Annotated in this window: 11 protein-coding genes and 1 riboswitch; of the genes, 5 read left to right on the top strand and 6 right to left on the bottom strand. The window is 62.6% G+C overall.

Annotated features, from left to right (window positions below; genetic code table 11):
- The first annotated feature begins 31 nt into the window (after positions 1 to 31).
- Positions 32 to 1,438: a class II fumarate hydratase gene (locus HV770_RS30565; RefSeq protein WP_175165260.1), complete on the top strand. Its 1,407-nt coding sequence runs from the start codon at positions 32 to 34 to the stop codon at positions 1,436 to 1,438.
- Between the two features lie 95 nt (positions 1,439 to 1,533).
- On the opposite strand, the gene HV770_RS30560 is transcribed toward HV770_RS30565, so the two are convergent.
- Entirely contained in the window at positions 1,534 to 2,352 is an 819-nt protein-coding gene (locus HV770_RS30560) for a class II aldolase/adducin family protein (protein ID WP_175165259.1), read from the bottom strand.
- Positions 2,353 to 2,595: 243 nt separating this feature from the next.
- Between HV770_RS30560 and HV770_RS30555 the strand changes: the two genes are divergently transcribed.
- Entirely contained in the window at positions 2,596 to 3,924 is a 1,329-nt protein-coding gene (locus HV770_RS30555; protein WP_175165258.1) for an MFS transporter, read from the top strand.
- A gap of 25 nt (positions 3,925 to 3,949) precedes the next feature.
- Positions 3,950 to 4,891 (top strand): LysR substrate-binding domain-containing protein, encoded by a 942-nt coding sequence (locus HV770_RS30550; RefSeq protein ID WP_175165257.1) that lies wholly within the window; start codon positions 3,950 to 3,952, stop codon positions 4,889 to 4,891.
- A 293-nt stretch (positions 4,892 to 5,184) separates the two neighbouring features.
- Here HV770_RS30550 and HV770_RS30545 read toward each other — a convergent pair whose 3' ends face one another.
- Positions 5,185 to 6,135, bottom strand: a complete 951-nt coding sequence (locus HV770_RS30545) for an AraC family transcriptional regulator (RefSeq protein WP_425497498.1) — start codon at positions 6,133 to 6,135, stop codon at positions 5,185 to 5,187.
- A gap of 179 nt (positions 6,136 to 6,314) precedes the next feature.
- Between HV770_RS30545 and HV770_RS30540 the strand changes: the two genes are divergently transcribed.
- Positions 6,315 to 6,776, top strand: a complete 462-nt coding sequence (locus HV770_RS30540; RefSeq protein ID WP_175165255.1) for a (2Fe-2S)-binding protein — start codon at positions 6,315 to 6,317, stop codon at positions 6,774 to 6,776.
- A gap of 2 nt (positions 6,777 to 6,778) precedes the next feature.
- Positions 6,779 to 8,989, top strand: a complete 2,211-nt coding sequence (locus HV770_RS30535; RefSeq protein WP_175165254.1) for a xanthine dehydrogenase family protein molybdopterin-binding subunit — start codon at positions 6,779 to 6,781, stop codon at positions 8,987 to 8,989.
- Between the two features lie 165 nt (positions 8,990 to 9,154).
- Here the strand turns inward: HV770_RS30535 and HV770_RS30530 are convergent, their stop codons facing one another.
- The 4 genes from HV770_RS30530 to HV770_RS30515 all read right to left on the bottom strand — a co-directional run bounded on the left by HV770_RS30530 (position 9,155) and on the right by HV770_RS30515 (position 13,208).
- Positions 9,155 to 9,376 (bottom strand): hypothetical protein, encoded by a 222-nt coding sequence (locus HV770_RS30530; RefSeq protein WP_175165253.1) that lies wholly within the window; start codon positions 9,374 to 9,376, stop codon positions 9,155 to 9,157.
- 294 nt (positions 9,377 to 9,670) lie between these two features.
- Complete coding sequence (locus HV770_RS30525) at positions 9,671 to 10,120, bottom strand: hypothetical protein (RefSeq protein ID WP_175165252.1); 450 nt, start codon at positions 10,118 to 10,120, stop codon at positions 9,671 to 9,673.
- Between the two features lie 762 nt (positions 10,121 to 10,882).
- Positions 10,883 to 12,091 carry a D-amino acid dehydrogenase gene (locus HV770_RS30520; protein WP_175165251.1) on the bottom strand — a complete coding sequence of 403 codons (1,209 nt, stop codon included), beginning with the start codon at positions 12,089 to 12,091 and terminating at the stop codon, positions 10,883 to 10,885.
- A 167-nt stretch (positions 12,092 to 12,258) separates the two neighbouring features.
- Positions 12,259 to 12,352: riboswitch (glycine riboswitch) on the bottom strand.
- A 112-nt stretch (positions 12,353 to 12,464) separates the two neighbouring features.
- Positions 12,465 to 13,208 carry an aspartate/glutamate racemase family protein gene (locus HV770_RS30515; RefSeq protein WP_175165250.1) on the bottom strand — a complete coding sequence of 248 codons (744 nt, stop codon included), beginning with the start codon at positions 13,206 to 13,208 and terminating at the stop codon, positions 12,465 to 12,467.
- Between the last annotated feature and the right edge of the window lie 70 nt (positions 13,209 to 13,278).

The following is a 13,278-nucleotide window of genomic DNA, read 5'->3' as shown; positions in this document are numbered from 1 at the left end:
TCAACTTAATCATGAGACTGTGCTACGAACTATGACCGCACCATCGCGAATCGAACATGACGCATTCGGTCCCGTGGAGATTCCGTCGGATCGATACTGGGGAGCCCAGACGCAGCGCGCCCTCGGTCTGTTCGAAGTCGGTGAAGAGCGCTTCCCGACTGTACTGATACGCGCATTCGGCTTGCAGAAGCACGCGGCCGCACGCGCAAACGTGCAGTGTGGAGCGCTCGCGCCGGAGCTTGCCCCGGCGATCGAGAAGGCCGCGATTGAACTGCACGAGGGGAAATGGAACGACCATTTTCCCTTGACGATCTGGCAGACGGGGTCCGGTACGCAGACCAATATGAACGCAAACGAGGTCATCGCAAACCGGGCAAACGAGTTACTCGGACAACCGCTTGGGACCAGGGCGCCGGTGCATCCCAACGATCACGTCAACCGCTCGCAATCATCGAACGACAGCTTTCCGACGGTGATGCACGTGGCAGCCGCGATCGAGGTCAACGGGCGTTTGCGCCCAGCGCTGGATGAACTCCGGTCTGCGCTTGCCGAGCGCAGCCATGCCTTCGCCGACGTATTGAAAGTCGCCCGCACCCATCTGATGGACGCCGTGCCGATGACGATGGGGCAGACGTTCGGCACCTTCGAGCGCCAACTGGCGCATGCGCTCGCTCGCATCGACGATGCGCTGCCCCGGCTCCTGATTCTGCCTCAAGGCGGCACCGCTGCGGGCACTGGACTGAACGCTCCCGCGGGCTTCGACAGTTTCTTCTGTGCGACGCTCACGGAGACTACGGGTTTATCGTTTGTCCCTAATGCACATAAATTCGAAGGCATGGCGGCACATGACGCGCTGGTGGAATTGTCAGGTGCATTGAACACAATCGCGACGTCGCTTCTGAAAATCGCGAACGACATGAGGTTCCTCGCTTCCGGCCCTCGCTGTGGTCTCGGAGAATTGCTGATTCCCGATGACGGACTGACGTCTTCGATCATGCCGGGCAAACGCAACCCGACGATTGCGGAAGTTCTCGTGCAGGCGTGCTTCCAGGTCATCGGCAACCACCAAACGATCACCATAGCCAATGCATCCGGGAACTTCGAGCTGAACGTCGCTAAACCAGTACTCGTCTACAACCTGCTTCAGTCGTTGCGTGTTCTTGCCGATTCCTCCGCCCTTTTTGCAAGGCGCTTTGTCCGCGGCATCGAGGTGGATCGTGAACAGCTTGCGACTAACCTCGACCGGTCACTGCTCGCTGTAACTGCGCTCAATCCGGTACTCGGTTACGACCGCGTTGCGCAGATTACGGCGACGGCGTTGCGCGAGCGCATCACACCTCGCGCGGCAGCGATTGCGCTCGGCTTTCTCGACGGCGATGAATACGGCCGCCTCGTCGACCCCGCCAAGCTCGTCGCGGTTAACATTTCAAAACGATAGGTCTTCGCCCCAGGGACAACACACGGTCCCAGGCCGCATCGAAGCTTGGCGCCACTGCGGACATAAGTCGGGCGGCGCGTCGCATCGATGAGCGACTACGCATCGAGCGTGCGCGCATAGTCACTAAGGTCCGCATGTTCACGCAGCATCTGCTTGTATAAACCTTGAAAGCCGAGCCAGGCGACGTAGTCGGACGCCAGATGCCGGCGCGTCGCGCGCGCCTCCTCCGCGCTCAGCGGCTCGAGCGGGCCGGCCGCCTCGGCCAGCAACTGCACCTGCGCACATCGCTCCATCGCGATGAAGCGATACACGGCCGAATCCACGTTCGATCCCACCGTCAGCAAGCCATGATTCAACAGGATCGCGGCCTTGCAGTCGCCCATCGTCTGCGCAATCCGCTCGCCCTCGTCGGTGGCGAGCACAACGATATCGCCGCGAAACACTACGTGGTTTTCAAAGAACAGACACGCTTCCTGATTGATCGGCGCAAGCAGCCTTTCGCGCGCGGCGAATGCACGTCCATAGGTCGTATGCGTGTGCACGGCGGCCGCCGCCGCATGATTCACGCGATGCAGCCCGCAATGAATCGCGACCGCCGCCGCATTGACCGGCCCACTGCCGTGGTGCACCGCGCCCTTGTCGTCGATGCACATGAGATCGTCGGGATGGATGGTCGAGAAGTGCTGCGCATATTGATTGACCCAGTAGCGGTCGTGATGCTCGGGATCGCGCATGGTCACGTGGCCTGCGATACCTTCCGTCAGCCCGAAGCGCGCCAGCAGCCGGAACGCCGCCGCGAGTTTGAGCTTGCGATGCCGCCGCTCGGTCTCGAGGTCTTCATAGACACGCGGAACGGGCAGCGCCCCGCCGATGGGAGTGGGAATCTGGTACTCGTTGGAGTCGGCCAGGCACATGCGGCACTCTCGATGAAAGGAACGGGACATGCTCATTCTGGTGCGCCAAAAGTGCCGCCGTCCATGGCGGTTTGCGCAATGCCATGTGAAATTTCGGCACCATGAGCCACGAAGGCCGGTCGCGCATGGCTTCGGGCGAGGTTATGCCGAAGCGTCACAGGACAAATACTTTTCGTGGATAGTCATGGAAATTCGACTAGTGCTAAATGAGGCTACGACAACACCCATGCCCGGACAACCCACATGCAGACCATCGATACCCAGAGCGCGTTGCCGCCCGAACTGATGAAGCGCATCGTGTGGCGGCTCGCGCCGCTGATGGTGCTGATGTACGTCGCCAACCAGCTCGATCGCGCCAATGTCGGCTACGCGGCATTGACGATGAACGCCGAGCTCGGCATGAGCGCCGCGCAATACGGACTGTCCGCGAGCCTGTTCTTTCTGGGCTACATCCTGTGCGAAGTGCCGAGCAACCTGTGCATGCATCGCTTCGGCGCGCGGCGCTGGATGGCGCGCATACTCGTGACCTGGGGTCTGCTGTCGTCGCTCACGAGCTTCGTGCCGAACGCGCAATGGCTGTATGTTGCGCGCTTCACACTGGGCGTGTTCGAGGCGGGGCTGTATCCCGGCATGGTCTATTACCTGACGCTGTGGATGCCCGCGCGCAATCGCGTCTGGATGATGTCGCTCTTCACGATGTCGATTCCACTAACCGGCATGATCGGCGCGCCCGTGTCGACGTGGATCATGGAGCATGCGAACGTGTTCGGAGTCACCGGCTGGCGCGCAATGATTCTGCTCGAAGGCCTTCCCGCCATCGTACTCGGCGTGGTTGCCTGGTTCTATCTGCCGGACGGTCCGCACGCTTGGCGCGGCCTGAGCGAGAAAGAGCGCCAGACGATCCGCACAGCGCTCGCGGGCGAAGAGCAGGCCGCGTCCGCCGCCGTGCAGCCTGGCAGTGCGCGCCGCGCGCTCACCAATCCCAAGGTCTGGGGCTTGGGCCTGGTTTATTTCGGCATCAACTCGGGCATTATCGGGCTGCTATATTTCCTGCCGCAAGTCGTGAAGACCTTCAAAGGCAGCGCCCAGTACTCGCTCACACAGATCGGCCTGATCACGTCCGCGCCGTTCGCGGTCGCGGTAGTCAGCGTGATCGTGTGGGGACGCATCGTAAGTCACAAGCGCATTCATGCGCGCGACGTCGCCGGACCGATGTTGCTGTCGGCAGTCGCGCTCGCCAGTGCACTTTATCTCCCGTCGCCGCTCGCGACTATCGCGGTGCTGGCGATCGGTACGTCCGCGTGCTTCTGCAGCATCAGCACGTTCTGGCAGTTGCCGCGAAACATCCTCACCGATCGCGCAGCGGCGGCGGGCATCGCGCTCATCACGAGCATCGGCGTATCGTCGGGCTTTGTGATGCCGTATTTCATCGGCTGGGTGCGCGATACGACCGGCACGTTTCAGCTCGCATTCATCGGCATCGCCGTGGCAATGGCCATCGGCGCCGCGCTCGCGATCGCGCTCGACCCCGAACGTCGCCGCGAGCCCGCCGCAAGTATGGCGCTAAAATGAGTGGACTTCCCATGGAGATCCGCCCGTGTCATTGCGTCGAGGAATTCCCAGCCTAACGGCGTTACAGGCCTTCGAGGCGTCGGCGCGTCATCAAAGCTTCTCGAAGGCCGCCGCTGAACTGCAGCAGACGCACGGCGCCATCTGCAAGAAGGTCAACGAGCTCGAAGCCAGCCTCGGCGTGGAACTATTCCGGCGCGTCAGCCAGCGTCTGGTGCTCACCGATGCGGGCGCCGATTACGCGCATCGCATCCGCGTGAATCTCGAGCAGATTCGTCAGGACACGCAGCAACTCGTAGCTGATCGCGAACGCTCAACTCTGCGCGTCGCGGTCGGCGTCACCTTCGGCGCGCAATGGCTGGTGCCGCGGCTACCGGGTTTTCATCGTGCGCAGCCGAATATCCAGGTGCGGCTCACGGGCCGCGATCAACCCACGTACTTCCATGACCTCAACTTCGACGCCGCCATTCACTTCGAGCAGTCGCCGCTGCCGGGACTCGCGAGCAAGGTGCTGATGGCGGATGACGAAGTGTGGATGGTCGCCTCGCCATCGATGGCCGATGAACTCGCCACGCAGAACATCGTCGCGATGCCGTGGATCCACACGCGCGATCTGCCCGCCGCGTGGATGACGTGGAGCGAAGCCGCCGCGCATGAAGCCACGGAACACACGCCGCGCGAAGGCAGTGACCATTCCTTCGATTTCTTCATCATGGCGATTCGAGCAGCAGTCGCGGGCCTGGGCCTCGCGCTATTGCCGCGCGTGCTGATCGAGCAGGAGCTAGCGTTGGGCCAGTTGGTGCGCATCGGCGGGTATGCAGCCATTAACGCGCAGAAGACTTATCTGATGTTCCCGGAGCAGCGGCGCGACTGGGCGCCATTCGTCGCCTTCGCCGCATGGCTGGACGAGGAGATGACGCGTTATCGCGCGCAACGTCGCGCATTGCCGGAAGAAGCGCTGCAACGCTAACTTCGAGTCGAGCAACGCTGTCGGTGCGAATAGGCGAAGGCGTGCTATCCCCGGCGCGAGCGATGGCACGACAACTCGAAGCGGTTTAACAAAAGCCGGAGCAGCGAGCGGCAGCGACGACGTCGCCAAAAGTGACGCAAAGCTTATGTATTTCCTGGTCCGCTCGTCGTCAAGTTACTAAAGTGAATCGCGAGCAACCATCTTTGCCCGCATGATAGGGGGCTCTCTTCCTGATCGGGCCGTGAGGCGGTCGCTTCGACTCCATGAAATTCCGGTTCTGGGTATCGCCAGCCCTACTCTTCAAACCCCACCACGTTCCGGCGCCTTAGCTGCACCACGTCGCGAAGCGGAGGCGCCCCAAACAGCCGGCTATATTCACGGCTGAACTGCGACGGGCTGTCATACCCGACCCTGATCGCCACCGACCCGACATCCCCGAGCTGTCCGAGTAACAATTTCCGGGCCTCCTGCAGCCGCAGTTGCTTCTGATACTGCAGCGGACTCAGCGTCGTAACGGTCTTGAAATGATGATGGAGCGACGACACGCTCATATTCACCTGCTGCGCCAGCATCTCCACCCGCAACAGTTCGGTGTAGTGATTCTGGATCCACTCGATCGCCCGCGCGATCCGGTACGTCTGGCTCCCGTTGACGGCGATCTGTCGCAGTCGCTTCCCCTGTTCGCCTGTCATCAGCCGATAGAGCAATTCCTTCTCGATGAGCGGCGCGAGAACAGGGATGTCATCCGGAGTATCGAGCAATCGCACGAGCCGCAGCGCCGCATCGAAAACCGGCGCCGACAGCAAGCCTACGGCGATGCCTTCGCCCGCCGACGCGGTATCCGGTTCCGGCAGTTGCACCTGCGTCGCCAGTTCGACGATGCGCTGCGGATCGAGCGTGAACTTCACACATAGATAAGGCGCGTCGGGCGACGCCCGTGTCACCCGCGACATCACGGGCAAGTCGACGGACGTCACGAGGCAATGCAGATGATCGTATTCGTATGCCTGCCCCGCGACCACGACCCGCTTGGCGCCTTGCGCCGCGAACACGAACGCGGGGCTCGTCACGCCGCAACCGAGATCCGCGGGTGCCGCGTACCGGTAGAAGGTCAGCGACGGAATCGCCGTCTGATGCGCGCCGTCCACCGGCGCGAAGCGGCTGATGAGCGCGGCGAGTTCGCGGCGTGCCGTTTCGTGCGACGCCGAAGGATCGAGCCTGGAAGGTTTCTGTTTCATGTGCATTGAACCCCGTTGACGGAATCGAGCATACCGAGCCGCAGCCGGGTAGCCACCGCCGGCCTGCTCGATTTGCAGGATTGTTCAATATTTTTGCAGGATCGTGTAAGCGCAACGGCAGCCGGTCGTTCACACTGCCGCGTACACCCAGCGCCAAGTTCGGGCTTTCCCCACGGAGAGGTTCCATGTCCACATCGTTTGTCCTCAACGGCAAGAACATTACGCTCGATGCCGATCCTACTACGCCGCTCCTCTGGGCGATCCGCGAAAACGCGGGCCTGCACGGCACGAAGTTCGGCTGCGGCATGGCGCAATGCGGCGCCTGCACGGTTCATCTGGAAGGCGAAGCCACCCGTTCGTGCGTGCTGCCGCTCGCCGCCGTCGCGGGCAAGCGCATCACGACCATCGAAGGCATCGAAAGCCGGTCCGCCAAAGCCATTCAGGCCGCATGGGTCAAGCTGCAGGTCCCGCAGTGCGGCTACTGTCAGTCCGGACAGATCATGTCCGCGACGGCCTTGCTCGAACATAACGCCACGCCCACCGACGCCGACATCGACGCCGCAATGAACGGCAATCTCTGCCGCTGTGCGACCTATGTCCGCATTCGCGCAGCCATCCACGAAGCCGCTGCCACCCTGAAGGCCTGACCATGACGACCGATTTCGATCTTACAGGTGCGGTACGCCCATCCCGCCGGGCCTTTCTGAAAGCAGCCGGCTCCGTCGCGGCAGTCGGGCTCACCGTCGGCTTCGAGTGGGCGGGCACGGGCCGCCGTGCGCTCGCTGCCACGATGCCCGAGGCGACGTTCGCACCCAATGCGTTCCTGCGCGTCGCACCCGACAACAGCGTCACGGTCATCGCCAAACATGTCGAGATGGGCCAGGGCGCGTACACCGGCATCGCGACGATCGTCGCGGAAGAGTTGGATGCGGACTGGCAGGACGTGCGTGTCGAAAGCGCGCCCGCCGATGCGAAGCGCTACGCGAATCTCGCGTTCGGTACGATCCAAGGCACGGGCGGCAGTTCGGCGATGGCCAACTCGTGGATGCAATTGCGCGAAGCCGGCGCGAAAGCGCGCGCGATGCTGGTCTCCGCCGCCGCTGCGCAGTGGCAGGTGCCCGCGTCCGATCTGACGACGCGTGACGGCAGCGTTCATCATGCGGCCACGAACCGGACCGCGACCTACGGCTCGCTCGCGTCGGCCGCCGCCCGCTTGCCGGTGCCGGAGAAGGTCACACTCAAATCGCCAAAGGATTTTCGTTTGATCGGCCATCCGTTGCCGCGCGTCGACGTGCCGCCGAAAACCGACGGCACAGCGCAGTTCACGCTCGACGTGACGTTTCCCGGCATGCTGGTCGCGCTGTTGCAGCGTCCGCCGCTTTTCGGTGCGACCGTCAAGTCATTCGATGCGTCGGCCGCGAAAGCCGTGCCGGGCGTCGTCTCGGTCGTGCAAGTGCCGGGCGGCGTTGCCGTGGTCGCGAAGGGCTTCTGGGCGGCGAAGCAGGGCCGCGATGCGCTGAAGGTCGACTGGGAAGATTCGAAGGCCGAAAAGCGTAGCTCGGACGCGATCATGACCGAGTACCGGCGACTCGCCGAGCAGTCCGGCGCATCTGCCCGCAAGGAAGGCAATGCAACACAGGCACTCGCGGGCGCGGCGCAGAAGGTTTCCGCTACTTACGCGTTCCCGTATCTCGCTCATGCGCCGATGGAGCCGCTCGACGCCGTCGTCAAGCTCACTGCCGATAGCTGCGAGATCTGGGCTGGCGACCAGTTCCAGACGGTCGACCAGGGCAACGCCGCGCGCACGGCCGGGCTCGATCCGCAGCAGGTAAAGATTCACACGCTGTATGCGGGCGGCAGCTTCGGGCGGCGCGCGAATACGCAGTCGGACTATATCGTCGAGGCCGTGTCGATCGCGAAGGCGCTGGGTGCGAATGGCACACCGGTCAAACTGCAGTGGACCCGCGAGGACGATATCCACGGCGGCCTCTACCGGCCGATGTACTTCCACAAGCTCGACGCGGGTCTGAGCGCCGACGGCAAGCTCATCGCCTGGCGACATCGCATCGTCGGTCAGTCGATTCTTGCAGGCACGCCGTTCGCGAGCGCGATGGTCAAAAACGGGATCGACGGGACGTCCGTCGAGGGGGCCGCTAACGTGGCCTACGCGATTCCGAACATCTCGGTCGAACTGACGACCACGCAGACCGGCGTGCCGGTGTTGTGGTGGCGGGTAGTGGGCAGCTCGCACACGGCATTCGCGGTCGAGGCGTTCATCGACGAAGCCGCACATGCCGCGGGCAAGGACCCATTCGTCTTCCGTCGCGATCTGCTCGCCCACGAACCGCGCATGCGCGCCGTGCTCGAACTCGCCGCGCAGAAAGCGGGCTGGGATCCGGCCAAACCGTTGCCGAAAGGCCGCGGGCGCGGCATCGCGGTGGCCGAGGCGTTCAAGACGTTCGTCGCGCAGGTCGCGGAAGTCTCCGTCGACAACGAGGGTAACGTGAAAGTGGAGCGCGTCGTCTGTGCGGTGGATTGCGGCACACCGATCAATCCCGACGTCATCGCCGCACAGATGGAAGGCGGCATCGGCTTCGGTCTCGGCGCGGCGTTGCACAGCGCGATCACGCTGAAGGACGGCAAGGTCGAGCAGAACAACTTCGACGGCTACCAGGTGCTGCGGATTGCCGAAATGCCGAAGGTCGACGTACATATCGTGCAGTCCGGCGAAGCGCCGACCGGCGTCGGCGAGCCCGGGGTCGCGCCGGTCGGGCCGGCGGTGGCGAACGCGATTTTCGCAGCCACGGGCAAACGGCTTCACAGCTTGCCGTTTCCGGGCGCTGCAGGAAAGAGCGCCTGACGGTCGTTTCTGCCGGCTGCGGGAGGTCGTTTTCGGCTACAAATCAAAATACCGAGACCTGAACGCGAGCCAAGTCGAGTACGACGGCACAGATAGGGTCGTGGGAGGATTCTTCGCCCATCCAACCTGACAGTGCCGTCGAGCCCGCTCGCCTCCCCACCGGCCTCAGTGCCGGCTGTCGTCATCAGGATCGATGCCGATCATTCGCAGCGTGTCTCGGATCAGGTCGATCTCCGCCCACGCTCTTTCCAGCGACCCTGCCTCAAATGCCGCGGGGTCTTCGCGCCCTTGGGCTTTGCGGATCGCGTCGACCATCGCGCAAAAAGCGAAGGCTTCCAATTCGGGTGGGAAAGCTTCGTCGGGGAAGCGGTCGTGTTGATCAATCATCAGTGAGTAACGGCGCGGCGAGACCAATCTTTACAGGTTCGACGCCTGGCATATTGGAGGATCGCCCCTAAAACACTCAGACGCCCCTGATCCAGCGAAGAAACGTCCCCCTAACTCGCTCAGTTCGGGCGCCAGGGAACACCTTCGGCGCCTCGTTCACTGCGGTCGGTCTGCTGTCGGCCACTCACGCGCGAACTCCGCCAGGTCATGCCGCAGACGGGTCGGGCACCATCGCTAATGCGGCACACAGTACCTCGCCCCCGACAGCCGAAACGTGGTTCGCACCATCCGGACTCACTGTTCGGCGCGCTCACCCGCTGGCTGCCTGCACACGATAGCCGTCAGCACCATTGGAATAACCGAATGAACAGCGGCCGTGCTCCCAGCGCCCGTGAGAAGATGCTTGACCGAGTCCGCCGACCCGAGCACCACCACACCGTAGACTGCGTCTGACGGAGGATTCCCGTCGCCAGCTTTGAAAAGAGGATCATCCGGCTGGTAGCCGAAAACGGCATGAACGCGGAGGCCAAATGCCGTCAATCCCGCTCCGCTCGTCGGGCGAAACGCGTTCACCGAGTTTGCCTCGACCCGCATGGCAGGGACCGCGATAGCTTGCGTATCGACGAGACTGGTAACGAATTCGTGCGCAGTTTCTCCGCATGTCAATTGTTCATCCAGGGCGTGGCTGAATGCCGGCGCTGGGACCATAGCAACGATTGCCAACAACTTCGAGAGCGGTCGCATTTGCACATTCTTCCTTAATGTGATCCTGGAAACGCTCACCGCGTTTCACCCCTCCGGACGGGAGAGCCCCAAGATCGGGCACTCCTTGCGCTGACGCACTCTCAAGCATCTCCCGTGCCACTCGCGCCTGTCACCGCCTCATATCTTAAACGGCTCGAGATGGACGCGCTTCCTTGCGCCTCCCTTCGATAGCTGACGATGCCGGTGCGAGATTGTGTTCGCGCAGAACAGCCACTTGCGGACGGCCGACCCACAACTGCGCGGGTACGCCGATCCGATGCCCGAGGATTGACGCGGCCGTCGACCCACACTTGCCACGCGCCTCCATGGCTCCTGCCGGATTCCCCTAACGACGAACCCGGCCTGGTCGCAACGCTGTTCGGGCGCACGGTATGCCAACACCGGCGCGCACGACCCGCTGCTCCGCGATGAATCTCTATCTGGACCTCGCGATGCAGATGGAGGCGGTCATCATATTTACGTCGCTGGCGATGCCGCTGCTTGCCCCAGCGCGTGGATGACGGGACGCTCAAATTGCTGAACCTGACAGAGCTCCAGCGAGGCACTGCTGACCGCCACCGCTCAGGATTTCATCCGGCGCCTGCGATCCAAACTGGACGGCGACGACGAGGGACGCATGCCCGCCGGCATGCGCTACAGCGACACGCGCGTTGCGGTTGGCGTTCGCGAGTGCACGTGCCGGAATCATCTCTCACGCGCATAGCGCGAGACATGATCCGACAGCGAGGTGACAAGTCGATGCTACATCGCGCTCGCAACAGCTTGCGCCGTTGCCGCCGACAACGTCCAGCCGAGATGACCGTGCCCCGTGTTGTAGAACACCCCCCGCCGTTTTCCACGGCCGACCTTGGGCAGCATGCTCGGAAGCATCGGCCGCAAACCAGCCCAGGGAATCACGCGCGAAGTCGATACCTCGGGAAAATATCGCCGCGTCCAATCCACTAGCGGTGCGATGCGGTCCGAACGGATATCGCGGTTAAAGCCGTTGATTTCCGCGGTACCGGCCACGCGGAAACGATCCACGCCGAGACGGCTCGTCACGATCTTCGCACTGTCGTCGAGCAGGCTGACCCACGGCGCGTGCTGCTGGCTGGTGTTGTCGTCGAGACAGACGGTGATCGAATAGCCCTTCACAGGATAGATATTCACGTGATCGCCGAGCATCGCCGCGAAGTCACGGCTTTTCACGCCGGCGCAGACGACGATGCGCTCGAACGTGAACGGCTGCGTTTCGCCTTCGAGATTGACCAGCAGCGAAAATCGGCCTTCGGCAGGCTGTTCGATCGACGTGATCTGCGCGTCGTAGTGGAATTCGACGCCGTGCCGTTCGCATGCCTGAGCAAGTCCGCGCGTGAACTTGTGGATGTCGCCGGTCGAATCGGACGGCGTAAAAAAGCCGCCATAAAAGTCGCCATGTAACGTGGGTTCGATGCGCTGCAATTCGCCTGCACTGACCGGGTTGCGCTCGAGGCCGCCTTCGCGCAGCAGGTCGTTCACCTTGCTCGCGGCGTCGAATTCCTTGCTGGTCTTGTAGATATGCAGAATGCCGCGCCGTTCCAGATCGAAGTCGATATGTTCTTTTTCAGCGATCGAAAAGAGATGCTCGCGCGCGGCAAGCGCGAGCCGCACGGTTTCGACCGTATTCGCGCGATAGTGCGGAATCTGCCGCAGGAACTCGCCCATCCACGAATATTTGTGCCACGTAGGCAGCGGATTGAGCAACAGCGGGGCATCGCGCGTGAGCATCCAGCGCAGGCCCTTGAGCACGGTTGCCGCGCTATTCCAGACTTCGGCATTGCTCGCGGAAAGCTGGCCGCCATTGGCGAACGAGGTCTCCATGGCCGCGTAGCGGTGGCGTTCGAACACGGTGACGTGATGGCCGCGCTGGACGAGCGCGTGAGCAGTCGTGACGCCGGTAATGCCGGCGCCGATGATGGCGATTCGTGACATGACATGGTCCAGAGTAGTTGAGCATCGCCGATGTCGATTTCGTGTTGACTTATTCGAAATCGGCGTCGATGCCCCATCTGTCCATGTACCTGAGAGTTTCTTCCCGTGCCAGGCAAACAGGCGGGGAATCCCCTTCGGTGGGCGCGCGTGCGCCGCTCTCCAGATGTTCCTGCTGCGCGGTCCTTTTGCCTGAGAGTTTCCGGGGCGGTTGCTCCGTCGGCGTCGTCGCGAATTCTTGACGATCTCTCCCGCGCTGCATCGCAGAACGGCTCGACAATACCGGGCAAAAAAAATTACCGCAAGTCTTTCGTGCAATGGTCCGCAGCATGGATCAATCCGTCACGGCTCTTAGCGAGTGAGCAAGCGAGATCTCTTATTCACGCGCCAGTAATTCGGAAAGACTCTTCGAGAGTCCGACGTTGAGCTTGAGCGGCGGTTTGGCAAAACTGCCGCTCGGTGCGCGCATCGTTGCGAGACGGGTCAATACTTGCGCCTGACAGACGCCACTCGATACACCGTCGACAACCGGCACCGGCAACAGGTCCGCCACACTGCGCGCCAATCCTGCGAGCGGCGCCCCAGCCAGAATCAACACGTCCGCGCCGTCTTCTTCCACCGCGCGACGGCTCAATTCGACCAGATAGTCGCCGTGATCTTCGCGGACCGTGGCGGGGTCACGCAGAGGGCGATCCAGATGACGGATTCCCGCGAGCCGGCTCAGCATGCCGTAACGGTCAACGCATTCCCGATACCAGGCGGTGATGCGCCGCGAAATCGCAATGATACCGATCCGCTGACCGAGTTGCGCCGCGGTCATCAGCGCGGCTTCGGTCATGCCGACAACCGGCACGTCGAGTACTTCCCGCAATTCGTGCAGACCGGGGTCGCCGAATGCCGCAATCAGCAGCGCATCGTATTGGCCTTTGCGTTCCCCTGCGATGGCCGCCACGGCGTGTGCCCCGAGCAGCGCCTCGAAGCGGGTTTCGATGTAGGCCACACCGCTCGCCGCTGTCGCCATCTCGATCTGCACGCCGCTTGACGCGACGCGGCGAGCTTCGGCTTCGATCAGATCGGTGACGCCGCTTGAAATGTTCGGGTTGACGATCAGCAGTTTCATGATGGCTCCAGCCAGGGGTCGCCGCGCGGCGATATCGGCAACAGCAACGGTAATGGTGCGTTAGCAGTAT

It is taken from the genome of Paraburkholderia fynbosensis (assembly GCF_902859935.1).
GTDB classification, from domain to species: domain Bacteria; phylum Pseudomonadota; class Gammaproteobacteria; order Burkholderiales; family Burkholderiaceae; genus Paraburkholderia; species Paraburkholderia fynbosensis.
This window is presented reverse-complemented; position numbering and strand designations above follow the sequence as displayed.